Origin of the sequence: Streptomyces sp. NBC_01016 (assembly GCF_026341035.1) — a bacterium.
Classification (GTDB): domain Bacteria; phylum Actinomycetota; class Actinomycetes; order Streptomycetales; family Streptomycetaceae; genus Streptomyces.
The window spans coordinates 735,052-761,234 of the sequence record NZ_JAPEOQ010000001.1 but is presented as its reverse complement, the minus strand read 5'-3'; the positions used below and the strand labels follow the sequence as shown (position 1 = coordinate 761,234).

Sequence of the window (26,183 nt, the reverse complement as noted above, 5' to 3'; positions counted from 1 at the left end):
GTGATTCCGCACGCGAAGTTCGGATCCGTGTTCATGGCCGGTTTGTTATGGCCGAGCCGTGGCGGATGGGCGGTATTCCGCGCCTTGGACACCGCCGACTTCACGTGCGGAACGGATCGTCCGCATGGGCGGGCGAGCGCGGCGAGAGGGGGACCGGACCATGGCGGAAGTCATCGAGTGCGACGCGCGGGACGTGCGACGCGCCCCGTTGATCGTGACGGAGGACGTGGAACTGCTGGACGACCTGCTGCGGCTGTGCGCGGCGGCGGGTGTGCGGCCGGAGGTCGGGCACGGGGCGCCGGCGGGCAGAGAGGGCTGGGGCGGCTGGGAATCGGCGCCGCTCGTGCTGGTCGGGGACGATGCCGCGGGGCGGCTGCGCGGGGTGTCCCGACGGCGTGGCGTGATCTTGGTTGGGCGTGATCAGGACGATTCCGGGGTGTGGCGGCGGGCCGTGGAGATCGGCGCCGACCATGTGCTCGTCCTGCCCGACGGCGAGCAGTGGCTGATGGACCGGATCGCCGATGTCGCCGAGGGGGTGGGGCGGCCCGCCCTGACCGTCGGGGTGCTCGGCGGACGCGGCGGGGCCGGGGCCTCCACGCTGGCCTGCGCGCTGGCCGTGGCGTCCGCGCGGTCGGGGCGGCGCACCCTCCTGGTCGACGCGGACCCGCTCGGCGGTGGGCTCGATGTGCTGCTCGGCGGCGAGGCGGTGGACGGGCTGCGCTGGCCCGCCTTCGCCGAGTCGCGGGGCCGGGTCGGCAGCACGGCCCTGGAGGAGTCGCTGCCCCGGCTGCACGATCTGCGGGTGCTCAGCTGGGACCGCGGCGATCTCGCGGCGGTGCCCTCGGAGGCGGTGCGGGCGGTGCTCGCGGCCGGTCGGCGCAGGGGCGGCGTCGTCGTGGTGGACCTGCCGCGCCGGGTCGACGCCGGATCCGTCGAGGCCCTGGCCCAGCTCGACCTGGGGCTGCTCGTGGTGCCACCGGAGCTGCGGGCCGTGGCGGCGGCGCGCCGGATGGCGGGGGCGGCGGGGATGGTGCTGCGGGACCTGCGGGTGGTGACGGCGCCCGCGGGCGGCGCGGGAGGGCTCGCGGCGGACGAGGTGGCGCGGCTCGTCGGCCTGCCGCTGGCCGGCGAACTGCCCGCGGACGTCGAGGTGTTGAAGGGCGGGCCGCTCGGGCGGTTCTGCGGGGCCTTCTGGGAGCGGATGCCGGTGGCGGCGGTGGAGGGGGACGCGGCGTGAATCGGGAGGGCGGGGAGCCGGCCGTGGACGGGCGACCTGTGGAGAGCGCGGTGGCGGCCGGAGCGGTCGGCGTGCGGACGGTCGAGCAGTGGGTGCGAGGAGGGGTGTCATGAGTGCGGTGGTCGGGGCGCGCATGCTGGACGGCGTACGGCAGTGGCTCGCCGAGAACGGGTCGGAGGCGACGCCCGCGCGCGTGGCCGAGGCGCTGCGGGCGCAGGGCCGGATCCTGGGCGACGCCGAAGTGCTGGGCGCGGCGGGCAGATTGAGGTCCGAGCTGGTGGGCGCGGGGCCGTTGGAGCCGCTGCTCGCCGACCCTTCGGTGACGGACGTCCTGGTGTCGGCGCCGGACAAGGTGTGGGTCGACCGGGGAGGCGGCCTGGAGCCGGTCGACGTGTCCTTCGAAAGCGCCGCCGACGTACGGCGGTTGGCGCAGCGGCTCGCGGCCGTGGTGGGGCGCCGCCTGGACGACGCGCGGCCGTGGGTGGACGCCCGGCTGCCCGACGGGACCCGGCTGCACGCGGTGCTGCCACCGATCGCGGCGGGCTGCACCTGCCTGTCCCTGCGGGTCGTGCGGCCCCGGGCCTTCACCCTGGAGGAGTTGACGGCGGCGGGGACGGTGCCGCCGGGCGGCGACCGGGTGCTGCGGGCGCTGCTCGACGCGCGCCTGTCCTTCCTGATCAGCGGCGGTACGGGCACGGGCAAGACGACGCTACTGAGCGCGCTGCTTGGTCTGGTGGGGCCGGGGGAGCGGATCGTCCTGGCCGAGGACTCCGCCGAGTTGAGGCCGGACCACCCTCATGTCGTCCGCCTCGAATCGCGCCCCGCCAACCAGGAGGGCGCGGGGGCCGTCGGCCTCGACGACCTGGTCCGGCAGGCGCTGCGGATGCGGCCCGACCGGCTCGTCGTGGGCGAGGTGCGCGGAGCCGAGGTGGTCTCGCTCCTGGCAGCTCTCAACACGGGCCACGAAGGCGGTTCCTGCACCGTTCACGCCAACGCTGCGAGCGATGTCCCGGTGCGTCTCGAGGCGCTGGGGACGGCGGCCGGACTCGACCGGGCGGCGCTGCACAGCCAATTGGCCGCAGCGGTCTCCGTGGTGCTGCATCTCGTACGGGACCGGGGCGGGCGGCGCCGCATCGCCCAGGTCCAGGTGCTGGAGCGGGACGCGGAGGGCTGGGTACGGGCGGTACCGGCGCTGGAGTGGGGCGAGCGGGGGTTCGTGGAGCGGGCGGGGTGGGCGCGGCTGGGCGGGTTGTTGGGGGTGCGGTTGGGGTGAGGCGGGCGGTTGTGGGGCGGGGGAGGAGGCGTGGTTGTGGGGGCGGGTGTGCGGGTGTGCGGGTGTCGGACGGGGGCGTGGGCGGTGGCTGTCTGTGGGGCTGGAGTGAGGGTGTGTGGTCGTGGGGGCTGGTGTGACGGGCGTCGGATGAGGGGCTTGGGGTGGTGGCTGTCTGTGGGGCTGGGGCGAGGGCAGGGGCTGTGGGGCTTGGTGTGCGGGGTGTCGGATGAGGGGCTTGGGGCGGTGGTCGTCTGTGGGGCTGGAGTGAGGGCGGGCGTGTGGTCGTGGGGTGGCCATCACGGGTTGCGTGGGTCGGTGGAGTCGGTGGAGTTGGCGGGGTTGGTGGAGAGGGGGGCGTGGGTGTGAGTGGTGGCGTCTTGGGTGCTGGTTCCGGTGTGGTGATGGCCGCGTTGGGGGCGGTGGTCGTGATGAGGGCGGTGCAGGTACGGGAGTTGGAGGTGCGGCGGGCCCGGAGGGTGTTGGGCGTCGGGGCGGACTTCGGGGTGTGGTCCGGGTGGCTGGGCGTGGGCGAGCGGTGGTGGGCGTGGGTGCGGGCGCGGCCCGAATGGTGGTGCGCGGTCGGTGGGTTGGTGGTCGGGATCGCCGGTGCCTCGGTGCTGCCGGTTGTGCTCGGCGTGTGTGCGGTGCCCGGAGTGGGGCGGCTGCGCGCGACCAGGGCGGCGCGGCGGGGGAAGGAGCGGCGCGGAGAGGCGGTGATCCGGCTGTGCGGGCTGTTGGCGGGTGAGGTGCGGGCCGGGCGGCAGCCGGGGGACGCGCTGGTGGTGGCGGTACGGGGATCGTGGGCGTTGACCGGCGCGGGGAGCGCGGCCGTGGTGGCGGCGGCCCGGTTCGGCGGGGATGTGCCCGGGGCCCTGAGGGCGGCGGCGCGGGAGCCGGGGGCCGAGGGGTTGAACGGGCTGGCGGCGTGCTGGCGGGTGGCGGTGGATCGGGGCGCGGGGCTCGCGTCCGGCCTCGAACGGCTCGCGGACGCGCTGCGTGCGGAGCGGGATCAACGGGCCGACTTCAGAGCCCAGTTGGCGGGCCCCTCGTCGACCACGGTGATGCTCGCCGGGCTGCCCGTGTTCGCGCTGTTGCTCGGGGCGGGCATGGGGGCGCGGCCCCTGCGGGTGCTGCTGCACACGTGGCCCGGGGTCGGCTGTCTGGTGGTGGGCGGGGCGTTGGAGGCCGCCGGGTTGTGGTGGGCGATGCGGATCGTGCGAGGGGCGGAGGGGTGAGGGGCGATGAACGTTGTCCACAGGCTGGGGGCGGTGCTGTGCATCGCGGTGATGGTGATGTGGCTGGTGCGGGAGGTCGCGGCGCGGCGGGCCGAGCGGGCGTTGCGGCGGCGGGTGCGGCTCGTGTTCGAGGTGGCCGCGGCGGAGTCGGCGCGGCGGGCCGTGGGGCTGCCGGCCGGGGTGCGGCGGTGGGTGCCGGTCGCGGGGGCCGTGTGTGCCGGGTTCGTGCTGGTGGGCGGGGTGGCCGGGGTCGTGGTCGGGGTGGTCTGCGGGGTGGGGGTGTGGCGTTGGTGGCGCGGCCGGGAGGAGGGCGTGAGAGCAGGGGTGGGGGCGGGCGCGAGGGGCGCTGCGGTACGTCAACTGCCCTTGGCGTGCGACCTCTTGGCGTCGTGCCTGGCGGCGGGTGCCGGGCCCGTGGAGGCGGCGCGGGCGGTCGGTGAGGCGCTGGGTGGGCCCGTCGGGCGGGGGCTCGAGCGGGGCGCGGCGCAGGTGCGACTCGGGGGCGAACTGGGTGTGGCTTGGCATGAGTTGGCGGCCGTGCCGGGCGCCGATGGGCTGGTCCGGCTGTTGGAGCGGGCGGGTGAGTCCGGGGCTCCGGCGGCGGCGCCGGTGGCGCGGTTCGCCACGGAGTGCCGGGCCGAGAGGGGGCGTCGGGCGACGACGGTGGCACGCCGGGCCGCGGTGGCGATCACGGCGCCCGTGGGCCTGTGCTTCCTGCCCGCGTTCTTGGTGGTGGGGGTGGTGCCGGTGGTGATCGGGCTGGGAGGCGGGGTCTTTGGAGGGAGGTGAGGCGGGGAGTCCCTGCTGATGGCTGTTCGAGTGAATAACGCTGTGGTTCAAGGGAGTTGGCATGAGTGGAATGCGTGTGGGGCGGGCCTGGTGCGAGTGGCTGCGCGGAGGTGCTCGTCGATGGGCGCGGACGGTGCGGTCCGGGCGGCGGGACGCCGGGATGGTCAGTGCCGAGTACGCGGTGGGCCTGATCGCGGCGGTGGGCTTCGCCGGGGTGCTGTACCAGGTGGTGACGAGCGACGTGGTGCAGTCGGCGCTGCAGTCCTTGGTGGCGAAGGCGCTCCATGGCTCGTTCTGAGCCCCGTCGCGACCGGGGGTTTGTGACGGCGGAGGCGGCCGTGGTGCTGCCGGTGCTTGTGGCGTTCACCATGGCCCTGGTCTGGGTGGTGCTCGCGGCGTCGGCGCAGATCAGGTGCGTGGACGCCGCGCGGGCCGGGGCCAGGGCGGTGGCCCGGCAGGAGCCCAGGGGCGCCGCGGTGGCGGCGGCGCGGGAGGCCGCGCCGCCGGGGGCACGGGTCGCGGTGGGCCGGGAGGGCGATCTGGTGCGGGTGACGGTGCGGGCGAGGTCCGTGGGGCCGGGAGCGCTCGGGGTGGAACTGAGCGCGCAGGCCGTGGCGGCGGCGGAGGAAGCGACGTGACGGGGCGGGGTGACCGTGGGTCGGCGACCGTGTGGGTCGCGATGGCGATGGCCGCGGTGGGGGTGGTGTTCGGGGCGGTGCTGGCCATGGGGCAGGCGGTGGAGGCGCGGCACCGTGCGGGCTCGGCGGCGGACTTGGCGGCGCTTGCCGCGGCGGACCGCTGGATGGACGGGAGGGCGAAGGCGTGCGCGCTGGCCGTGCGGGTGGCGCGGGCGCAGGGGGCGGATGTGGTGCGGTGCGCGGTACGCGGGGAGGTGTCGAACGTGACCGCGGCGGCGGGTCACGGGGCGTTCCGGTCGGAGGTACGGGCGCGGGCGGGCCCCTCCGGAGTGGTGCCTGCCGGGGTGTCGGGGCGGGGGAACGGAGACGTGTATCCGTGATGTGGCGGTGACTTGTGCCCGGCGGGGCAATTCCAGTTCTACCGGGTCCGCGAGCATCGGCCTATGCACTTTGGATTGCATAAATGCAGATACGCGGGGAGCGGGGGAAGCACTGGGCTTACCTGCGGTGACTTGCAGTGCTACCGGCGCCCTTTCGGGCTGCCATGAGCGGGCGATTAAGTGCTGTAGCTCGCTGCGGAAATGGAGTGGCGCACGCTAGCGTTGCCTACCATGAGGTACGTGGGGGCTTCTGCACACAACCAGATGCAACCGCGCTTCGGGAAATAGAGCGGGGACCGACCTGGCTGGTCGGCCCCCGGTGACGATGTCGTCGGACTACGAACTAAGCCACTGGGTCAGTTCCAGCAGGCACTGGAACATCGAGACCCAGAAGGACCATAGGGCGTAGTCCGGCGGTTCATCGTTGTTGAGCATGACGCTCCCTGTCCTCATGGGGCGGCCGCACGGCCGGACCGGAGGCTGTCCCTCCGGCCATGGCTCGGAAGGCACCAGAGCATCTGTCGTGAACGATGCGTCGGAAGCACTCTAGGGCGCGGCGACCCAACTCATGCGGGGACAACGGAAATTGATCCGTTCATGCAGAGCGCATATGCCGGAGTCCTTGAATCTGGCCTCTCTTTAGCCTGACTGTTTTGAGAACATACAGGTAGTCGATGTCCTGAGCGCTGCGCTAGCCACGGCTAGCACATGCCGAACTGGCATGAGGACAGATTCGGCAAAGGGAACGTCACAGACCTGACGGACTCCACTGATCTCCTGGCGCAGGCTGACTCGAAACCGCGGGCGGGGTGTGTCTCGACTACCCCGCCGCCCCCTTCAGCAGCACCGACAGGAGCCGCACCGCCCCCCGCTTGTGCAGCGGCTCGTTGCCGTTGCCGCACTTGGGGGACTGGATACAGGACGGGCAGCCGGCATCGCAGTCGCAGGAGGCGATGGCCTCACGGGTGGCGGTCAGCCACTCGCGGGCGGTGTGGAAGGCACGTTCGGCGAAGCCCGCGCCGCCGGGATGACCGTCGTAGACGAAGACCGTGGGGAGGAGCGTGTCCGGGTGGAGCGGCATCGAGACGCCACCGATGTCCCAGCGGTCGCACGTGGCGAAGAGGGGGAGCAGGCCGATGGAGGCGTGTTCGGCGGCGTGCAGGGCGCCGCCGAGGATCTCGGGGTTCACGCGGGCCGCGTCCAGCTGGTCCTCCGTGACCGTCCACCACACCGCGCGGGTGCGCAGCGTACGAGGAGGGAGGTCGAGCTTGGTCTCGCCGAGGACCTCGCCGGTGATCAGCCGGCGGCGGAGGTAGCCGACGACCTGGTTCGTGACCTCGACCGAGCCGTAGCACAACCTGCCGTCGCCCCAAGGGACTTCGACGTCGGTCTCCAGGATGGAGATGGCCGTGGTGTCGCGGGCGGTGGTCGAGTAGGTGGGGTTCGCGGTCTCGACGAGAGCGACGTTGTCGTCGAGGTCCAGCTTCTTCACCACGTAGGTGCGGCCCTGGTGGAGGTGGACCGCTCCGTCGTGGACCGAGGTGTGGGCGGAGCCCGCGTCGACCGTGCCGAGCAGCCGGCCCGTGCCGGCCTCGACGACCTGCACGGGAGGGCCGCCCTCGCCGCGGATGTCCGCCAGGTCCGCGGCGGACTCGCGGCGCGTCCAGTGCCAAGCCTTCGTGGCGGAGCGGCGCCGCAGCAGCTTCGCCGCCTCCAGTTGAGGGAGGAGTTCCCCGGTCGCCGGGCCGAACAGCTCCAAGTCGGGTTCCGTCAGCGGGATTTCCGCCGCGGCCGCGCACAGGTGCGGAGCCAGGACGTACGGGTTGTCCGGGTCGAGGACCGTCGACTCGACCGGCTGGTCGAAGAGGGCCTCGGGGTGATGGACCAGGTAGGTGTCCAGGGGGTCGTCACGGGCCACCAGGACCGCCAGCGCTCCCTGGCCCGAGCGCCCGGCCCGGCCTGCCTGCTGCCACAGCGACGCGCGCGTACCGGGGTAGCCGGAGATCAGCACCGCGTCCAACCCCGAGACGTCGATGCCGAGTTCGAGGGCGGTGGTGGCGGCGAGGCCGAGCAGCTCGCCGGAGTGCAGGGCCGCTTCGAGGGCGCGGCGTTCCTCGGAGAGATAGCCGCCGCGGTAGGCCGCGACCCGCCGGGCGAGCGAGCGGTCGACCTCGGCGAGCCGCTCCTGCGCGATCACCGAGATCAGCTCGGCGCCACGCCGGGAGCGTACGAAGGCGACCGAGCGCACGCCCTGGACCGCGAGGTCGGTCAGGAGGTCCGCCGTCTCGGCCGTCGCCGTGCGCCGCACCGGTGCGCCCTTCTCGCCCTGCATCTCCGTCAACGGGGGTTCCCAGAGCGCGAAGACCAGTTCGCCGCGCGGCGACGCGTCGTCCGCGACCTCGAGGACCGGGAGACCCGTCAACCGCTGGGCGGAGGCGGCCGGTTCGGCCGAGGTGGCCGAGGCCAGCAGGAAGACCGGGTCGGAACCGTAGCGGGCACATATGCGGCGCAGTCTTCGCAGAACCTGCGCCACGTGCGAGCCGAAGACGCCGCGATAGGTGTGGCACTCGTCGATCACGACGTACTTGAGCGCCTTGAGGAAGGAGGACCAGCGCGGGTGCGAGGGCAGGATGCCCCGGTGCAGCATGTCCGGGTTGGTGAGGACGTAGTTTCCGAACTGGCGTACCCACTCGCGTTCCTCGAACGGGGTGTCGCCGTCGTAGACCGCGGGACGAATCGCCGTACCGAGCGGTTGTGAAAGTTCCTTCACGGATCGGCACTGGTCCGCCGCGAGCGCCTTCGTCGGGGAGAGGTAGAGCGTGGTCGCGCCGCGCCCGTTCGGCGCCTCGGATCCGTCGAGCAGGGTCGACAGGACCGGGACCAGATAGGCGAGCGATTTTCCGGAGGCCGTGCCGGTGGCGACGACCACCGAATCGCCGTCCAGTGCGTGCTCCGCCGCGAGTGCCTGGTGGGCCCAGGGGTGCGCGATTCCGGCGGTCTGTACGGCCGCGATGACCTCGGCCCGGATCCGATCGGGCCAGACGGCATGACGGCCGGGGCGAGGGGGCAAGTGCTCCGTATGGGTGACACGCGCAGCCCTGCTCGGACCCGAGGCGAGCCGGTCCAGGACCGCACCGGGAGAGGGGCGGTCTGGGGCGGATGCCGAGGGTCGATCGGATCGGAGATTCTTGGCCATCGGCACCGAGTGTGTCACTGGCGTGACGGACAATGCTCTCAAGGCGTCGTGCACGCCTGCCGGTAAGTGATTGAATGCCATCGCGGCTGGCGAACCGTCCCGGGGGATCATGCCGAGGTGTCCCCGAGGGGCGACCGCTCGATAGCAAGGTGCTGGAGGATCCGTGGACCTGTCCCTGTCGACCCGTACCGTCGGCGATCGTACGGTCGTCGAGGTCGGTGGCGAAATCGATGTATATACCGCGCCCAAGCTGCGCGAACAGCTGGTTGAGCTGGTGAACGACGGCAGTTTCCACCTTGTCGTCGACATGGAGGGCGTGGACTTCCTCGACTCCACCGGGCTCGGCGTGCTGGTCGGCGGCCTGAAGCGCGTGCGTGCCCACGAGGGCTCGCTGCGCCTGGTGTGCAACCAGGAGCGCATTCTCAAGATCTTCCGTATCACCGGACTGACCAAGGTGTTCCCGATCCACACCTCGGTCGAGGAAGCCGTCGCGGCGACCGACTGATCCGGTTGATGCCGGTGGCGACACCGGTGGAGACAAGGGGATCGGGCGGCCCAGGCCGGCCGGTCCCCGGGAGCACGCTCGTACAACCGTGGGCCCGTCTGTCCGAGGGGGATGCATGGCCACTGTCGAACTCCGCTTCAGCCCTCTGCCCGAGCACGTCAGGACGGCCCGTCTGGTGGCGGCCGCCGTGGCGCGCAGGTCGGGCGTGGACGAGGCCGTGCTCGACGAGGTCAGGCTCGCCGTCGGTGAGGCCTGCAGCCGAGCGGTCGGGCTGCACCAGAGCAGCGGCATCTCGGCGCCGGTGCGGGTGGCCCTGATCGAGGAGGAGAAGCAGTTCTCCATCGAGGTCGGTGACGAGGCGCCGCGCACGCACCACCAGTCGAACACGGCGGGCTCCGCGGACGATCTGGAGGCCGAGGGTGAGGACGAGATGGGTCTCGCCGTCATCAGCGGCCTCGTGGACGATGTCGAGGTCACCGCGGAGACGGACGGCGGACTCATTCGGATGAGTTGGCCGACCCTGCCGGCGACGCTTCCGTAGCGCGCCGAGCGCTTCGCGCGCTGCCCGGAGATCTTTCGAAGAGGCCCGGTTCACCAGTCGGTGAACCGGGCCTCTTCGGTATTTCCTGAGGTCGATCAACCCATCGGCCAATAAAGGATCTTCGCTAATGCCTTCAGGGGGTTAGTAATTCCGCCTCGGCCTGCCGGGCGAGGTTCACCGAACATTTGCTGGGTAGGAAACAATTCCGTTTGCCGCGCCCTGTTTTGATCAGGGTCCGCTCCCTACAATCCGTCCACATCTTGAGCTCAGTCCAAGCGTCAAGGAGGACGAATGGCGGAGCCCTCTACCCCTGCTACGTTCGCAGCCGCAGTTCTGACCGACGACAACAGATTGATCGTCGTCGTCATCGCCGTCGTCGCGCTCGCGGCGCTCGCCGTCGCCGGAGTCCTGGTGCGCCAGGTACTCGCGGCCGGTGAGGGCACGGACTCGATGAAGGAGATCGCGGGCGCGGTCCAGGAAGGCGCGAAAGCCTATCTGGGCCGGCAGCTGCGAACCCTCGCCGTATTCGCCGTCGTGGTGTTCTTCCTGCTCATGCTGCTTCCGGCGGACGACTGGAATCAGCGCGCGGGTCGGTCGATCTTCTTCTTGATCGGCGCGGTGTTCTCGGCCGTCACCGGCTATATCGGAATGTGGCTCGCGGTGCGCAGCAATGTGCGCGTCGCCGCCGCCGCAAGAGAAGCGACCCCGGCGGAAGGCGAGCCGGAAAAGGATCTCACCGCCGTCTCGCACAAAGCAATGAAGATCGCTTTCCGTACGGGCGGCGTCGTCGGCATGTTCACGGTGGGGCTCGGCCTGCTCGGCGCCTCCTGTGTCGTGCTCGTCTACGCGGCCGACGCGCCCAAGGTCCTGGAGGGCTTCGGGCTCGGCGCCGCGCTGATCGCGATGTTCATGCGCGTCGGGGGCGGCATCTTCACCAAGGCCGCCGACGTCGGCGCCGACCTGGTCGGCAAGGTCGAGAAGGGCATTCCGGAGGACGATCCGCGCAATGCCGCGACCATCGCCGACAACGTGGGCGACAACGTCGGAGACTGCGCGGGAATGGCCGCCGACCTCTTCGAGTCGTACGCCGTCACGCTGGTCGCCGCGCTGATCCTCGGCAAGGCGGCCTTCGGTGACGCGGGCCTCGCGTTCCCGCTGATCGTGCCCGCGATCGGCGTCGTCACGGCGATGATCGGCATCTTCGCCGTCGCGCCGCGCCGCGCCGACCGCTCGGGGATGAGCGCCATCAACCGCGGCTTCTTCGTCTCCGCGGTGATCTCGATCGTGCTCGTGGCCATCGCCGTCTACACCTATCTGCCGGGGTCGTACGCCGACCTGGACGGCGTCACGGACACGGCGATCAGCGGCAAGGCGGGCGACCCGCGGGTCCTCGCGGTCGTCGCCGTGGTGATCGGCATCGTGCTCGCGGCCCTCATCCAGCAGCTCACCGGGTACTTCACCGAGACGAGCAGGCGACCGGTCAAGGACATCGGCAAGTCCTCGCTGACCGGGGCCGCGACCGTCGTGCTCGCGGGCATCTCCATCGGCCTCGAATCGGCCGTCTACACCGCGCTGCTGATCGGGCTCGGCGTCTACGGGGCGTTCCTGCTCGGTGGTACGTCGATCATGCTCGCCCTGTTCGCGGTCGCCCTGGCCGGTACGGGGCTGCTCACCACGGTCGGCGTCATCGTCGCCATGGACACCTTCGGCCCGGTCTCCGACAACGCGCAGGGCATCGCCGAGATGTCCGGTGACGTCGAGGGCGCGGGCGCGCAGGTGCTCACCGACCTGGACGCCGTCGGCAACACGACGAAGGCCATCACCAAGGGCATCGCCATCGCGACCGCCGTACTCGCGGCCGCCGCGCTGTTCGGCTCGTACCGGGACGCGATCCTCACCGCGGCCAGAGACGTCGGGGAGAAGGTCGGCGACGGCGGGCCGATGAACCTGGTGATGGACATCTCGCAGCCCAACAACCTGGTGGGGCTCATCGCCGGAGCCGCGGTGGTGTTCCTGTTCTCCGGGCTCGCCATCAACGCGGTCTCGCGGTCGGCGGGTTCCGTGGTCTACGAGGTGCGCAGGCAGTTCCGCGAGCACCCCGGGATCATGGACTACACGGAGAAGCCGGAGTACGGGCGTGTGGTCGACATCTGTACGAAGGACGCGCTGCGGGAGCTCGCCACGCCCGGGCTGCTCGCCGTCCTGGCGCCCATCGCGGTCGGCTTCACGCTCGGCGTCGGCGCGCTCGGCGCGTATCTCGCGGGGGCGATCGGGACGGGCACGCTGATGGCCGTCTTCCTCGCCAATTCCGGCGGCGCGTGGGACAACGCCAAGAAGCTCGTCGAGGACGGGCACCACGGCGGCAAGGGCAGCGAGGCGCACGAGGCGACGATCATCGGTGACACGGTCGGCGACCCCTTCAAGGACACCGCGGGCCCCGCCATCAACCCGCTCCTGAAGGTGATGAACCTCGTGGCGCTGCTCATCGCGCCCGCGGTGGTCAAGTTCAGCTACGGGGACGACGCGAGCGTGGGCGTGCGGGTCGCGGCCGCGGTCGTCTCGCTCGCCGTGATCATCGGTGCCGTGTACATGTCCAAGCGGCGCGGCATCGCGGTCGGCGGGGACGAGGACGGGGACCCGGGAGGCACCGGACGGGTGCCGGAGCAGGCAGATCCTGCCGTGGTCTCGACGACACGTACGTGAGGAACATGCGTACGTGACCTGAATGCACGTCAGTACGGCGACAGTGCGACAACAGGTGGGCGGACAGCGTCTTTTGACGGGCTGTCCGCCCATCGGTGTGTTCTGGCGTAGTTTCCTTACGTCTGCGAGGCAGGCCCTTCCGGTTTCAGTGAGCCTTATCTCTCTTGGTGCAAATGGCTGCTAAAGGTCAATAAAGTGGTCGTATAGGACGCCCGGCGTGCGATTGTCGTGTGCGTGGCGTGTAAGTTCCGGGGCCGAGAGCCATGGAAGGGACCAATCCGGTGAACAAGAAGCTTGCTGCCGCACTGTCCGGCGGTGCGGTACTGGTACTGGCGTTGTCGGGCTGCAGCGACGACAGCAACGAGAAGCTGGACTCCTGGGCCAAGCAGGTCTGCGACAAGGTCCAGCCGCAGGCCAAGAAGATCGAGGCCGCGAACACCGCGATCCAGAAGGAGACCTCGGACAACAGCGAACCCGAGCAGGTCCAGAAGACCGACTCGCAGGCGTTCCAGGACATGTCCGACGCGTACAAGGCGATCGGTGACGCGGTCGACAAGGCCGGGGCTCCGCCGGTCGACGGCGGTGACAAGAAGCAGCAGAACGCCGTCAAGGAACTGGACAAGATCTCGACGTCGTACGCCGACCTGAAGAAGAAGGTCGACAAGCTCGACACCGACGACCAGGCGAAGTTCGCCGACGGGCTCAAGGACATCGCCGGCCAGCTCGACACGCTGAGCCAGGACGGCAGCGATGCGCTCAAGAACCTCGAGGAGGGGGACGTGGGCAAGGCGATGGCGAAGCAGGAGAGCTGCAAGAGCGCTTCCGCTACGCCTTCGGGGTCCTAGGCCTCACGTTTTCTTCCGCGCCCCCGGGGTTGCGCTCTCTGCGCTGCACCGGGGGCGCTGTCGTGTTTGCGTGACGCTGCGACGGGGGCTGTGCCCACCCGTTCCGCCGTGCGGAACGCCTGCCCACAGCGGGGCGGGGCGGCTGTCCACAGCGGTGCGGGATGGATCGGCGTCACAATGGGGGTGTGAGTTCTTCCGACTTTGTATCGCTGCCCTCTGTTGATCGAAATGACGTCGCCGGGTCCCTGCGTGACGCGCTGGTTTCTGCCGAGTTCACTGCCGATGGGCTGCTCGAGCTGCTCGGGGCGTCCGCCTACGCGGCGCTCGCGCGCAGCGAGACCGTGCCCGCCCTGCGGGCCACCCGGGGCGAGCGGCCCCTGGAGACGCTCGTTCGGCTCTTCCTGCTGCAGCAGCCCGCGCCGCGCGAGCGCGTGGCCGAGGTGCTGCCGCTCGACGCGTGCCTGGAGAGCGGGTGGCTGCGGACCGTCGGGGGCGACGCGGTCGCGGCGAGCGTCGACGTACGCCCGTACGGCGGCCCCGAGGGCGAGGACTGGTTCATCGTGTCCGACCTCGGGTGCGCGGTCGGGGGCGCCGGAGGCATCGGCAGCAGCGAGGAAGGCGTCGTGCTCGGGGTCGGCGGGGCGTCCACCACGCTCGCCGGGATCACCGTGCGTACGCCCGTCGGCTCGGCCCTCGACCTCGGCACCGGATCCGGGATCCAGGCGCTGCACGCGGCGCGCCACGCCACGCGGGTCACCGCGACCGACCTCAACCCGCGCGCGCTGCACATGACGGCGCTGACCCTCGCGCTGTCGGGCGTGCAGGAAGCCGAGCTGCGGGAGGGGTCGCTGTACGAGCCCGTGGGCGACGCCACGTACGACCTGGTCGTCTCCAACCCGCCGTTCGTGATCTCGCCCCTCCTTCCCGCAGGGTCTCGCCTCACGTACCGGGACGGCGGCATGAGCGGGGACGATCTGTGCCGCTCGGTCGTTCAAGGGGCGGGGGAGCACCTGAACGACGGGGGGTACGCGCAGTTCCTCGCCAACTGGCAGCACGTGGAGGGCGAGGAGTGGGCCGAGCGGCTGCGCTCCTGGGTGCCGCGCGGCTGTGACGCCTGGATCGTGCAGCGCGAGGTGCAGGACGTCGCGCAGTACGCCGAGTTGTGGCTGCGCGACGCCGGTGACCACCGCGGCGACCCCGCCGAGTACGCGGCGCGCTACGACGCCTGGCTCGACGAGTTCGAGGCGCGCAAGGTGCGGGCCGTCGGCTTCGGCTGGATCACGCTCAGGAAGACCGCTGCCGAAGAGCCCTCGATCGTCGTCGAGGAGTGGCCGCACCCCGTCGAGCAGCCGCTCGGCGACACCGTGCGCGCGCACTTCGAGCGGGTCGACTGGCTGCGGGCGCACGACGACGCGGCGCTGCTCGGCGCGCACTTCAAGCTGGCCGGGGAGGTCGTGCAGGAGCAGGTCGGTCTGCCGGGCGCCGAGGACCCGGAGCACGTCGTGCTGCGGCAGGGGCGCGGGATGCGCCGCGCGACCAAGGTGGACACGGTCGGCGCCGGGTTCGCGGGCGTCTGCGACGGGTCGCTGAGCGCCGGGACGATCCTGGACGCCATCGCCCAACTCATGGGCGAGGACCCGGTGTCGCTGCGCGACCGCACGCCCGCGCAGATCCGGACGCTGGTCGAGCAGGGGTTCCTGGAGCCGTTCACGCCCGTCGACTGAGACCGGTCGGCCGCTCTTCGCCTTGTGGCGCCCGGGAGTTCATCCCGGGTTCGGCTACCCGTGTCAGCGTCGCCCGCCTGAGTACCGGAATCGGTCCGTAGGTTGGGGGAGGCAAGGCGATGGAGAGTGTTCCCGCGGTGTTCGCAGGCACGGTGTTCGGATTGTTCGGGGCGGGCCTGTTGGCGTGGACCGGGGCGCGCACGGCGCACCGCGAGCCGGTGGCGTACGGAGCGCGCCCCGTGACGTCGGTGGTGATCGCGGCGGCGGCCGGGGCGGGGGCCCTGGCGCTCGCCGTGTGGTGCTTCGGCCAGATCTAGGCCCGGCCCCGGCCGGGCGCCGTTCGGAAGCGGCTCGGACGCTGCCCCGAAGCCACTCAGAACACGTTGCGCAGCACCGCCCAGATCAGCGCCCCGACCAGGATCGCGGCCGCGCCGCGACCCCCGATCGGCGGCGACCAGCGGCGGCCGCGCAGCCCCTCGTAGGCCCAACGCCCCAGCAGGGCAAGGCCGAAGGGGGCGGCGAGCAGCAGCGCGCCGTTGTCGTGCCAGGCCATGGCGTACTGACCGTGCATCAGGTCGTAGACCATCCGCGTTCCGCCGCACGCCGGGCAGAGCAGCCCCGTGGCGATGCGGAAGGGGCAGCCCGGCAGGACGTGGCCCGGCTCGTGCGGGTCCGTGCCGTACAGGTACAGCGCGGCTCCGGCCCCCGCCGCGAGCACCCCGAGCGGGGCCGCCGCAGGGGCGCCGAACGCGCTCCTGAGGCGGGCCGTGGGGGACGCGGCGCGGGGCACGGGTCAGGAGTCCCGCAGCAGGCGGCCCTGGGAGTCGGTGGCGTTGTTGCCGGCGAGCATCATGATGCCGTCGATCAGGCCCCAGACGCCGCCGAGTCCGCAGGTCACCACGGACACGATGAGCATCGTGACGGCCATCCCGGTGTGCCCGGTGTAGAAGCGGCCGGCGCCGAACGAGCCGAGGAAGATGCCGAGGAGACCCGCGGCGAGCTTCGTCTTGTCCGAGTACGGACGGCCGTACGGGTCGTAGCCGTAGGGCGCGGCCGGGTCGTAGGGCATGCCCATGCCGGGGCCCATGTTCGGGGCGCCCATGCCGGGGCCGGGCGGGGGCGGGTACGCGCCGGGACCGGCCGGGGCGGAGCCGGGGTAGGGGTAGCCGTAGCTGGGCTGACCGGGCTGGCCCTGCGGCTGGCCGGGAGGGGGCGTGCCGTAGCCGGGCTGGCCCTGGGGCGGGGCGGGCTGACCGGGCTGACCGGGAGGCGGCGTGCCGTAGCCGGGCTGCGAGCCCTGCTGCGGGTAGCCGTACGGGCCGCCCTGCTGGCCCGGCTGGTCCGCCGGGGGCTGGTTGTACGGGTTCCCGCCCGACTGGTCCTTGGGGGGCTGGCCGTACGGATTGTTCTCGGACATGTCGGGAAGCTCCTGGATAGTGATGCCTTGGGGACGAGCCGGAGGCTCCCCGCGGGCTCCCCCAGCCATGCGCCATCTTGTCAGGAAGGGATAAACAGAGGAGTCCTAGGGCACGGGACCGCTACTCAATGGGGACGTTTGCCACAGGAACCCGGCACACGGGACGCGGGCACAACGACCCGGCGCCCAGGCGTCCGCTCAGCGGTCCGGGGGCAGGATCACGAGGAGTCGGGTTACCGTTCCGAGTGGCTGCTGCGTGCTTTTCCCGTTTGACACACCGGCGGGAGGTACCGTCACACTCCGCAGCAGTGCCGCTGAAACGGCACGATCCCGCGGGAGAAAGCCATCGAAGAGGCCCCGAACCGCCGACCGGAGAGAAGAGCGAAGTTGTCCCCGACCAGCGAGACCGCACAGGGCGGCCGCCGACTCGTCATCGTCGAGTCGCCCGCCAAGGCGAAGACGATCAAGGGCTATCTCGGCCCCGGATACGTCGTCGAAGCGAGCGTCGGGCACATCCGCGACCTCCCCAACGGCGCGGCCGAAGTCCCGGACAAGTACACGGGCGAGGTGCGCCGGCTCGGCGTGGACGTCGAGCACGACTTCCAGCCCATCTATGTCGTGAACAGCGACAAGAAGGCGCAGGTCAAGAAGCTCAAGGACCTCATGAAGGAGTCCGACGAGCTCTTCCTCGCAACCGATGAGGACCGCGAGGGCGAAGCCATCGCGTGGCACCTCCAGGAAGTTCTCAAGCCGAAGATCCCGGTCCACCGGATGGTCTTCCACGAGATCACCAAGGACGCGATCCGGGCCGCCGTCGCGAACCCGCGTGAGCTGAACAAGAAGCTGGTCGACGCCCAGGAGACCCGCCGCATCCTCGACCGCCTCTACGGCTACGAGGTATCGCCGGTCCTGTGGAAGAAGGTCATGCCGCGCCTTTCGGCGGGCCGCGTCCAGTCCGTCGCCACCCGCCTCGTCGTCGAGCGTGAGCGCGACCGCATCGCCTTCCGCTCGGCCGAGTACTGGGACCTGACGGGCACGTTCGCGACGGGCCGCGCCGGTGACTCCTCCGACCCGTCGTCGCTGGTCGCCCGCCTCAGCGCGGTCGACGGAAAGCGCATCGCACAGGGCCGTGACTTCGACTCGCTGGGCCGGCTGAAGGCCGGTTCGGCGAACACGCTGCACCTGGACGAGACGAACGCCCGTGCGCTCGCCGCCGCCCTGGAGGACACGCAGTTCTCCGTACGCTCCGTCGAGTCCAAGCCGTACCGCCGCTCGCCGTACGCCCCGTTCCGTACGACGACGCTGCAGCAGGAGGCCTCGCGCAAGCTGGGCTTCGGCGCGAAGGCGACCATGCAGGTCGCCCAGAAGCTGTACGAGAACGGCTTCATCACCTACATGCGTACGGACTCCACGACCTTGTCGGACACGGCCGTCACGGCCGCCCGTTCGCAGGTCACGCAGCTGTACGGCAGCGACTACCTGCCGGACAAGCCGCGTACGTACGCCGGCAAGGTCAAGAACGCGCAGGAGGCGCACGAGGCGATCCGCCCCTCCGGCGACCGCTTCCGCACGCCCGCCGAGACCGGCCTGACCGGCGACCAGTTCAAGCTGTACGAGCTGATCTGGAAGCGCACCGTCGCCTCCCAGATGAAGGACGCGGTCGGCAACAGCGTCACGGTGAAGATCGGTGGCACGTCCGCCGACGGCCGCGACGCCGAGTTCAGCGCCTCCGGCAAGACGATCACCTTCCACGGCTTCCTGAAGGCCTACGTAGAGGGCGCCGACGACCCGAACGCGGAGCTCGACGACCGTGAGCGCCGCCTTCCGCAGGTCGCCGAGGGCGACGGCCTGTCCGCCGAGGAGATCTCGGTCGACGGCCACGCCACCAAGCCGCCCGCGCGCTACACCGAGGCCTCGCTCGTCAAGGAGCTCGAAGAGCGCGAGATCGGCCGCCCGTCTACGTATGCGTCCATCATCGGGACCATCCTGGATCGCGGTTACGTCTTCAAGAAGGGGACGGCTCTCGTGCCCTCCTTCTTGTCGTTCGCCGTCGTCAACCTGCTGGAGAAGCACTTCGGCCGGCTGGTCGACTACAGCTTCACCGCCTCCATGGAGGACGACCTCGACCGCATCGCGCGTGGCGAGGCGCAGGCCGTGCCGTGGCTGCGGCGCTTCTACTTCGGTGAGGGCTCGGACGGCCAGGGCGGCGCCGCGGACGCCGGGAACGGCGACGGGGACCACCTCGGCGGCCTCAAGGAGCTCGTGACCGACCTGGGCGCGATCGACGCCCGCGAGGTCTCGTCGTTCCCCGTGGGCAACGACATCATGCTGCGCGTCGGCCGCTACGGCCCGTACATCGAGCGCGGCGAGCGCGACGCAGAGAACCACCAGCGCGCCGACGTCCCCGAGGACCTCGCGCCCGACGAGCTGTCGGTGGAGTACGCCGAGGAGCTGCTCGCCAAGCCGAGCGGCGACTTCGAGCTGGGCGCCGACCCGGAGACCGGGCGCCAGATCATCGCCAAGGACGGCCGCTACGGCCCGTACGTCACCGAGGTGCTCCCCGAGGGCACCCCGAAGACGGGCAAGAACGCGGTGAAGCCACGGACCGCCTCGCTCTTCAAGTCCATGGCGCTCGACACGGTGACGCTGGCCGACGCCCTGAAGCTGATGTCGCTGCCGCGCGTCGTCGGCCAGGACGCCGAGGGCGTCGACATCACCGCGCAGAACGGCCGGTACGGCCCGTACCTGAAGAAGGGCACGGACTCGCGCTCCCTGGAGACCGAGGAGCAGCTCTTCAACATCACGCTGGAAGAGGCCCTGGAGATCTACTCCAAGCCGAAGCAGCGCGGTCGCGCGGCCGCCAAGCCGCCGCTGAAGGAGCTCGGCACCGACCCGGTCAGCGAGAAGCCCGTCGTGGTGAAGGACGGCCGCTTCGGCCCGTACGTCACCGATGGCGAGACCAACGCGACGCTGCGCTCGGCGGACTCTGTGGAAGAGATCACGGCGGAGCGCGGGTTCGAACTGCTCGCCGAGAAGCGGGCGAAGGGCCCCGCCAAGAAGAAGACGGCTGCCAAGAAGGCGCCCGCCAAGAAGACCGCCGCGAAGAAGACGGCGGCGAAGAAGACGGCCGCCAAGACGACCACGGCGAAGAAGACCGCGGCCAAGAAGACGACGACCGCGAAGAAGACCGCTGCCAAGAAGACGGCTTCGGCGGAGTAGTCGACCGCTCAGCGGAACGAGTGCCTCCCCGTGAAACAGGCGGGGAGGCGTTCACAGCGGGAACACACCTTCGGTGTGTCGGCGGGGCCCTATAGGCTGGACGAATGACCCGTGCCGAGCAGCCAACGGACCCCAACACGGCCCCGGACGACGCCCTGGTCGCGGACTCCCGAGAGCGTGCGGTGCGCGCCTTGTTGCGCGTACCTCAGTTGAAGCGACTGTGGTCGGCGCAACTCGTCGGCGGAGTCGGCGACGTGATCGGGCTACTCGTCCTCGTGGTGCTGGCGGTGCAGACGGCCATCCCCGAGGAGTCCTTCGGCGGTGGATACCGGGGCGTCGCCCTCGCCGTCGCCGCCGTGTTCGGGGCCCGGATCCTGTCGACGCTGCTGTTCGGTGCCGTCCTGCTGGGACCGCTGACCGCGCTGACGACGCCCGGCGGGCCGCTCGACCGGCGCTGGACCATGGTCGGCGCCGACGGACTGCGGGCCGCGCTGCTCATCGTCGCCCCCCTGTGGATCGACTGGGTGCCGGACAATGCGCTGGCGATGCTCCTCGTGACGGCGTTCGTCGCCGGGGTCGCCGAGCGGTTCTGGACCGTCGCCAAGACGAGCGCGGCACCCGCGCTGCTGCCCCCGCCGCCGCTGGAGGGCGCGTCCGTACGGCCGTTGCCCGACCACACGGACGCGCTGCGGCGGCTCTCGCTGCGCACCGGATTCGTTGCCGTGCCGCTGGGCGCGGCCGGCCTCGTCGTCGTGACGCTGGTGCAGAACCTGATCGGTGCGGGCGTGGACTGGTTCGCCGTGCACCAGGTGGCGCTGTCGTCCTACGTAGGGGCGGGTCTGTTCGCCGCCTCCCTGTCGGTCGTGTTCTTCCTGGAGCTGCCCGCCACGCAGACCCCGCGCGCGCGGTCGCCGCTGGAGGGTCTGCGCAGGCCCAGCTCCGGCACGGGCGTGGACAAGGGCCGCACCGGCGCGATCCGGCTGCTCGTGCTCGCCTGCTCCTGCGTCGCCGGGGCGATCGCGGCGGCCGTCGCCGTCTCCGTGCTGCACGCCAAGGACCTGGGCGGTGGCCCGGTCACGTTCGGCCTGTTCGTGCTCGGCCTGACCGGCGGCACCGTCATCGGTATCCGCACGGCGCCCAAGGTGCTGCCGGCGCTCTCGCGGCGCCGCCTCTTCGCCCTCGCCATCGCGCTCACGGGTATCGCGCTGCTCGCGGCGGGCCTGGTGCCCGATGTGACGAGCGTGATCCTCCTCGTGACGATCGCCGGGGTCACCGCGGGCATCGCGGCGAACACCGGACACGCGCTGCTCGACCAGGAGACCGAGGAGTCCCGGCGGGCGCGCACCACCGAGCACCTCCAGGCCGTCGTACGCGTGTCCGTCGCGCTCGGCGCGCTGCTCGCGCCCGTGCTGGCCGCGCTGATCGGGCCGCACCACCTGGAGAGCGGAAAGTTCGTCTTCGCGCACGGGGGCGCCGCGTTCACGCTGATGCTCGTGGGCGCGCTGCTGCTGCCCGTCGCCGCGCTCGTGCTCGCCAAGGCCGACGACCGCAGCGGAGTGCCGCTCCGGCACGACCTGCGCGACGCGCTGCTCGGCGGGAACGACCCGGTGCAGGCCCCGGCCACGACCGGCTTCTTCATCGCCCTGGAGGGCGGGGACGGCGCCGGGAAGTCGACGCAGGCCGAGGCGCTCGCGGAGTGGATCCGCGGCAAGGGCCACGAGGTCGTCCTCACGCGCGAGCCGGGCGCCACGCCGGTCGGCAAGCGGCTCCGGTCCATCCTGCTCGACGTCTCGTCGGCCGGTCTTTCGCACCGCGCGGAGGCCCTGCTGTACGCCGCCGACCGCGCGGAGCACGTCGACACGGTCGTCCGGCCCGCCCTGGAGCGCGGCGCCGTCGTCATCTCCGACCGGTACATCGACTCGTCCGTCGCCTACCAGGGCGCAGGGCGTGACCTGTCGCCGACCGAGGTTGCCCGCATCAACCGCTGGGCCACCAGCGGTCTCGTACCGAACCTGACCGTGCTGCTCGACGTCGACCCGGAGGCCGCGCGCGAGCGGTTCACCGAGGCGCCCGACCGGCTCGAGTCGGAGCCGATGGAGTTCCACACGCGCGTGCGCTCCGGTTTCCTGACGCTGGCGGCGGGCGACCCCGGTCGCTACCTGGTGGTCGACGCCGGCCAGGAGCCGGAGTCCGTCACGACCGTCATCCGGCACCGGCTCGACGTACTCCTCCCGCTCTCCGAGGCCGAGATCAAGGCGCAGGAGGAGGCCCGCAAGGCCGCCGAGGAAGAGGCGCGCCGCAAGGCCGAGGAAGAGGCCGCCCGCAAGGCGGAGGAGGAGCGCCTGGAGCGCGAGCGCCAGGAGCAGCTCGCCAAGCTGCGCGCCGAGGAAGAAGAGCGCAAGCGCCGCGAGCTGGAGGAGGCGCAGCGCCTGGAGGCCGAGCGGCAGGCCGAGGAGGCCCGGCAGCGAGCAGAGGAGGAGCGTCGCAAGGCCGAGGAGGAGCGGGCCCGCCTGAAGGCAGAGGCAGAGGCACGCGCCGCCGAGCAGGAGCGGCTTCGTAAGCAGGCCGAGGACGAGGCGCGGCTCCGGGCCGAGGCCGAGGAGCGGCGCCTGGAGAAGCAGCGCAAGGCCGAAGAGGCGCTGCTGCGCGCGGAGGAGGCTCGGCGGCTCGCGGCGCAGGCCGCGGAGCAGGCGCAGCGCAGTGCGAGCGCGCCGACCGCGAACCTCCGTAAGGCCGAGCTGCCGAGCGAGGCGCCGGACGACCGGGTGCGGGACGAGCCGGTCCCGGACAACGAGACGACCGTGCCGACGCCGATCGTCGACTTCACCAAGGCCCCCGAGCCCTCGGACGCCGATGAGACCACGGTGCTGCCGCAGGTGCGGGACGCGGAGGACGCCGAGGAGACGACGCAGCTTCCGCAGCCGCCCGCGCCCGGTGCGGCGGACGAGACGGCGGTCCTTCCGCAGGTGTCCGAGCCTGCGGACCGGGTGCCGAGCGGTTACTTCCGCGACGAGCGGCCCGCCCGTTCCGGCCCGGACGGTCCCAACGAGCGGACGGCGGAGCTGCCGCAGGTCGACGAGAACGGCAAGCCGCGGCGGCCTCGGCCCGACTGGGCGGAGGAGACGCCGCTGGACGACCTGCCGTCGCTGGCGGACGAGCTGCTCGGTGGTCGTGAGGACGAGGACGACCGGGGGCGTCGCCGGTAGGCGGGGTCTGTTTCTCAAGCCCCTCCGGCGTTTGAGAAGCGGGGGTCCGGGGCGGAACCCCGGGAGTTCGGCCACGGTTCGGGCGATGTCAGTGGGGACCGGCACAATGGGTTTCGCTGGGGCTCGGCAGTAGCAAGGGACGGTGGCCGCATGGCCGTATGGGACGACCTGGTCGGTCAGGAGCGGGTGATCGCGGAGCTGGCCGCGGCCGCGCGGGACGCGGACGCCCTGGTGACGGCGGCCACCGCGCAAACCCCGCCGCCGGCTGCGTCGAAGATGACGCACGCCTGGCTGTTCACCGGTCCGCCGGGAGCCGGCCGGGAGACCGCGGCCCGCGCGTTCGCCGCGGCCCTCCAGTGCGTCAGCCCGGACCGCGCCCTCGGCGGAGCCCCCGGCTGCGGATTCTGCGACGGCTGCCACACCGCGCTGCTCGGTACGCACGCGGACGTGTCGACGGTGGCCGCGGTCGGCACCCAGATCCGCGTCGACGACATGCGTGACACGGTCCGCAAGTCGTACACGTCACCGGCGGTCGGCCGCTGGCAGGTGATCCTCGTGGAGGACGCCGAGCGGCTCAACGAGAAGTCGGCGAACGCGGTCCTGAAGGCGGTGGAGGAGCCGGCTCCGCGCACGGTGTGGCTGCTGTGCGCGCCTTCGGTGGAGGACGTACTGCCGACGATCCGCTCCCGCTGCCGCCTGCTCACCCTGGGCACGCCCGCCGTCTCCGCCGTCGCCGACATGCTCGTCCGGCGGGACGGTATCGAGCCGGACGTCGCGGCCGCCGTCTCCCGCGCCACGCAGGGCCACATCGACCGGGCCCGCCGCCTGGCCACGGACCCGCGCGCGCGGGAGCGCAGGGCCGCCGTCCTGAAGGTGCCGCTGCGCGTCGAGGAGATCGGCGGCTGCCTCAAGGCGGCGCAGGAGCTGGTGGACGCGGCAGCCGAGGACTCCAAGCAGCTCGCCGAAGAGGTCGACACCAAGGAGACCGAAGAGCTGAAGGCGGCGATGGGCGCGCAGAGCGGCGGCCGGATGCCGCGCGGCACGGCCGGCGTCATGAAGGACCTCGAGGACATGCAGAAGCGGCGCCGCACGCGCTCGCAGCGCGACAGCCTCGACCTGGCGCTCACCGAGCTGACGGTGGTCTACCGGGACGTGCTCGCGATGCAGCTCGGCTCGCGCGTGGACCTGGCCAGCGTCGAGATCCAGGACACGTTGGAGCGGATCGCCCGCAGTACGTCGCCGGAGTCGACGCTGCGGCGGATCGAGGCGATCGGGGCGTGCCGGGTGGCGTTGGACGGGAATGTGGCGCCGCTTCTGGCGGTGGAGGCGATGACGGTTGCCCTGCGTGCGGGTTGACCGTTGCGGCCGACCGTCCTCAGGCCACGGGGCTCCGCCCTGGACCCCGCGGGCTCTCGTCCAAGAGCGGGGCTTGATGGTGCCCACTCGCCGCTGAGGTTTGATTTCGTGTACGCAAGGTGAACAGTCGCGCGCGGAGCGTTACGCTCGGCCGATGTACTCCTGGCGCCTCCCCCTCACCTCACGCCGCCGACCCGCCGTCCTCGCCGCCGCTGCCGGGGTGGCCCTCGCCGCCATCTCCGCCTGTGCCTCGGGCAGTTCGGGTGCTCCGGGTTCCTCGCTGGCCGCGCTGCCCCGTGCCACGCCGGCCGATCTGGCCCCGTATTACGACCAGGCCCCGAAGTGGCACGAGTGCGGCGTGCCCGGATTCGAGTGCGCCACCCTCAAGGCGCCGCTCGACTACGACAAGCCGTCCGCCGGAGACATCGACCTCGCGGTCTCCCGGAAGAAGGCCACGGGCCCCGGCAAGCGCCTCGGTTCGCTCCTGGTCAACCCGGGTGGCCCCGGCGGCTCGGCGATCGGCTACCTCCAGTCGTACGCGGGCATCGGCTACCCGGAGAAGGTCCGCGCCCGCTACGACATGGTCGCCGTCGACCCGCGCGGCGTCGCCCGCAGCGAGCCCGTCAAGTGCCTCGACGGCAAGCGGATGGACGCGTACACGCAGACCGACGTCACCCCGGACGACAAGGCGGAGCGGGCCCGCCTGACCGCCGCCTACAAGAGCTTCGGCGCCGGCTGCGAGGCGTCGAACCGCACGTCCGGCCGGGTTCTGCCGCACGTCTCCACGGTCGAGGCGGCCCGCGACATGGACCTCGTACGCGCGGCGCTCGACGACGGGAAGCTCAACTACGTAGGCGCCTCGTACGGGACGTTCCTGGGGGCGACGTACGCGGGCCTGTACCCGGAGCGGGTCGGCCGACTCGTCCTCGACGGCGCGATGGACCCCTCCCTGCCCGCGCGTGAGATGAACGCACAGCAGACCGCCGGCTTCGAGACGGCGTTCAAGTCCTTCGCGAAGGACTGCGCGAAGCGGTCCGGCTGCCCCCTCGGCACCGGCACCCCCGACCAGTCGGGCAAGCGCCTCAAGGGCTTCTTCGCCACCCTCGACCGCTCGCCGATCGGCACCGGGGACCAGAGCGGCCGCAAGCTCGGCGAGGCCCTCGCCACGACCGGCGTGATCGCCGCGATGTACGACGAGGGGGCCTGGCCGCAGCTGCGCGAGGCTCTCACCGCGGCCATGAAGCACAAGGACGGCGCGGGCCTGCTCGCCCTCTCCGACAGCTACTACGAGCGCGACCCCGACGGCACGTACTCGAACATGATGTTCGCCAACGCCGCGGTGAACTGCCTGGACCAGCCCCCGTCCTTCACCTCGCCCGCGGAGGTCGAGAAGGCGCTCCCCGACTTCGAGAAGGCCTCCCCGGTCTTCGGCAAGGGCCTCGCGTGGGCCTCCCTGAACTGCGGCTACTGGCCGGTGAAGGCGACGGGTGAAGCCCACCGCATCACCGCCGAAGGCGCCGCCCCCATCGTCGTGGCCGGCACCACCCGCGACCCGGCGACCCCCTACCGCTGGGCGAAGTCCCTCGCCGCCCAGCTCTCCTCCGGCCACCTCCTCACGTACGACGGCGACGGCCACACGGCGTACGGCCGCGGCAGCGACTGCGTGGACGGAGCGATCGACGACTACCTGCTGACCGGCACCCCGCCGACCGACGGAAAGCGCTGCTCGTAGTGCGTGTCCCCTGGCCATAAAGGCTGTGCGGAGCACCCCTGCGGAGCGTGTAGGATTGGCGACGTTGCTGACGCACTCCGGTGCGCGCGGCGGCGCCGCCTTAGCTCAGATGGCCAGAGCAACGCACTCGTAATGCGTAGGTCTCGGGTTCGAATCCCGAAGGCGGCTCAGACTGAAACCCCAGGTC

Annotated in this window: 20 protein-coding genes and 1 tRNA gene; 18 read left to right on the top strand and 3 right to left on the bottom strand. The window is 71.7% G+C overall.

Going from position 1 to position 26,183, the window contains the following annotated elements; translation table 11 throughout:
• Positions 1-160 precede the first annotated feature (160 nt).
• The 7 genes from ssd to OG746_RS03550 all read left to right on the top strand — a co-directional run bounded on the left by ssd (position 161) and on the right by OG746_RS03550 (position 5,552).
• Positions 161-1,237 carry a septum site-determining protein Ssd gene (gene ssd, locus OG746_RS03580; RefSeq protein ID WP_266711421.1) on the top strand — a complete coding sequence of 359 codons (1,077 nt, stop codon included), beginning with the start codon at positions 161-163 and terminating at the stop codon, positions 1,235-1,237.
• 109 nt (positions 1,238-1,346) lie between these two features.
• Positions 1,347-2,510 (top strand): TadA family conjugal transfer-associated ATPase, encoded by a 1,164-nt coding sequence (locus tag OG746_RS03575; RefSeq protein WP_266711419.1) that lies wholly within the window; start codon positions 1,347-1,349, stop codon positions 2,508-2,510.
• Positions 2,511-2,887: 377 nt separating this feature from the next.
• Positions 2,888-3,745, top strand: a complete 858-nt coding sequence (locus OG746_RS03570) for a type II secretion system F family protein (protein ID WP_266711417.1) — start codon at positions 2,888-2,890, stop codon at positions 3,743-3,745.
• Positions 3,746-3,751: 6 nt separating this feature from the next.
• Positions 3,752-4,534, top strand: coding sequence for a type II secretion system F family protein (locus tag OG746_RS03565; protein WP_266711415.1), 783 nt, complete (start codon positions 3,752-3,754; stop codon positions 4,532-4,534).
• A gap of 61 nt (positions 4,535-4,595) precedes the next feature.
• Positions 4,596-4,832 carry a DUF4244 domain-containing protein gene (locus OG746_RS03560; RefSeq protein WP_266711414.1) on the top strand — a complete coding sequence of 79 codons (237 nt, stop codon included), beginning with the start codon at positions 4,596-4,598 and terminating at the stop codon, positions 4,830-4,832.
• On the top strand, positions 4,819-5,172 hold the full coding sequence (locus OG746_RS03555) for a TadE family type IV pilus minor pilin (protein WP_266711412.1): 354 nt from the start codon (positions 4,819-4,821) through the stop codon (positions 5,170-5,172). The genes OG746_RS03560 and OG746_RS03555 overlap by 14 nt, the downstream gene beginning before the upstream one ends.
• Positions 5,169-5,552: an Rv3654c family TadE-like protein gene (locus OG746_RS03550; RefSeq protein WP_323179540.1), complete on the top strand. Its 384-nt coding sequence runs from the start codon at positions 5,169-5,171 to the stop codon at positions 5,550-5,552. The genes OG746_RS03555 and OG746_RS03550 overlap by 4 nt, the downstream gene beginning before the upstream one ends.
• An 820-nt stretch (positions 5,553-6,372) precedes the next feature.
• Here the strand turns inward: OG746_RS03550 and sftH are convergent.
• Positions 6,373-8,829, bottom strand: coding sequence for a DNA 3'-5' helicase SftH (sftH, locus tag OG746_RS03545; protein ID WP_266711410.1), 2,457 nt, complete (start codon positions 8,827-8,829; stop codon positions 6,373-6,375).
• Positions 8,830-8,911: 82 nt separating this feature from the next.
• On the opposite strand from sftH, the gene bldG reads away from it, so the two are divergent.
• From bldG to OG746_RS03515, 6 genes are all read left to right on the top strand, one after another.
• The gene (gene bldG, locus OG746_RS03540; RefSeq protein WP_003975386.1) at positions 8,912-9,253 is read left to right on the top strand and encodes an anti-sigma factor antagonist BldG; all 342 of its coding nucleotides are present in this window, start codon (positions 8,912-8,914) and stop codon (positions 9,251-9,253) included.
• Between the two features lie 115 nt (positions 9,254-9,368).
• Positions 9,369-9,794 carry an ATP-binding protein gene (locus tag OG746_RS03535; RefSeq protein WP_266711408.1) on the top strand — a complete coding sequence of 142 codons (426 nt, stop codon included), beginning with the start codon at positions 9,369-9,371 and terminating at the stop codon, positions 9,792-9,794.
• A 291-nt stretch (positions 9,795-10,085) separates the two neighbouring features.
• Positions 10,086-12,497 carry a sodium-translocating pyrophosphatase gene (locus OG746_RS03530; RefSeq protein WP_266711406.1) on the top strand — a complete coding sequence of 804 codons (2,412 nt, stop codon included), beginning with the start codon at positions 10,086-10,088 and terminating at the stop codon, positions 12,495-12,497.
• 263 nt (positions 12,498-12,760) lie between these two features.
• Positions 12,761-13,342, top strand: a complete 582-nt coding sequence (locus OG746_RS03525; protein WP_266711404.1) for a small secreted protein — start codon at positions 12,761-12,763, stop codon at positions 13,340-13,342.
• A gap of 161 nt (positions 13,343-13,503) precedes the next feature.
• Entirely contained in the window at positions 13,504-15,066 is a 1,563-nt protein-coding gene (locus OG746_RS03520) for a DUF7059 domain-containing protein (RefSeq protein WP_443063105.1), read from the top strand.
• A 119-nt stretch (positions 15,067-15,185) separates the two neighbouring features.
• Positions 15,186-15,383, top strand: a complete 198-nt coding sequence (locus OG746_RS03515; RefSeq protein ID WP_266711400.1) for a hypothetical protein — start codon at positions 15,186-15,188, stop codon at positions 15,381-15,383.
• A gap of 56 nt (positions 15,384-15,439) precedes the next feature.
• Here OG746_RS03515 and OG746_RS03510 read toward each other — a convergent pair whose 3' ends face one another.
• Both OG746_RS03510 and OG746_RS03505 read right to left on the bottom strand, forming a co-directional pair.
• Complete coding sequence (locus OG746_RS03510) at positions 15,440-15,856, bottom strand: DUF2752 domain-containing protein (protein ID WP_266711398.1); 417 nt, start codon at positions 15,854-15,856, stop codon at positions 15,440-15,442.
• Positions 15,857-15,859: 3 nt separating this feature from the next.
• A complete protein-coding gene (locus OG746_RS03505; protein ID WP_266711396.1) occupies positions 15,860-16,483 on the bottom strand; it encodes a TM2 domain-containing protein in 624 nt (207 codons plus the stop codon).
• A 387-nt stretch (positions 16,484-16,870) separates the two neighbouring features.
• Between OG746_RS03505 and topA the strand changes: the two genes are divergently transcribed.
• The 5 genes from topA to OG746_RS03480 all read left to right on the top strand — a co-directional run bounded on the left by topA (position 16,871) and on the right by OG746_RS03480 (position 26,164).
• Positions 16,871-19,702: a type I DNA topoisomerase gene (topA, locus tag OG746_RS03500; RefSeq protein WP_266711394.1), complete on the top strand. Its 2,832-nt coding sequence runs from the start codon at positions 16,871-16,873 to the stop codon at positions 19,700-19,702.
• A gap of 104 nt (positions 19,703-19,806) precedes the next feature.
• Positions 19,807-22,908 (top strand): dTMP kinase, encoded by a 3,102-nt coding sequence (gene tmk, locus OG746_RS03495; RefSeq protein ID WP_266711392.1) that lies wholly within the window; start codon positions 19,807-19,809, stop codon positions 22,906-22,908.
• A gap of 150 nt (positions 22,909-23,058) precedes the next feature.
• A complete protein-coding gene (locus OG746_RS03490) occupies positions 23,059-24,264 on the top strand; it encodes a DNA polymerase III subunit delta' (RefSeq protein WP_266711390.1) in 1,206 nt (401 codons plus the stop codon).
• A gap of 154 nt (positions 24,265-24,418) precedes the next feature.
• On the top strand, positions 24,419-25,996 hold the full coding sequence (locus OG746_RS03485; RefSeq protein WP_266711388.1) for an alpha/beta hydrolase: 1,578 nt from the start codon (positions 24,419-24,421) through the stop codon (positions 25,994-25,996).
• A gap of 94 nt (positions 25,997-26,090) precedes the next feature.
• Positions 26,091-26,164: transfer RNA gene (locus tag OG746_RS03480), tRNA-Thr, on the top strand.
• Positions 26,165-26,183: the final 19 nt, after the last annotated feature.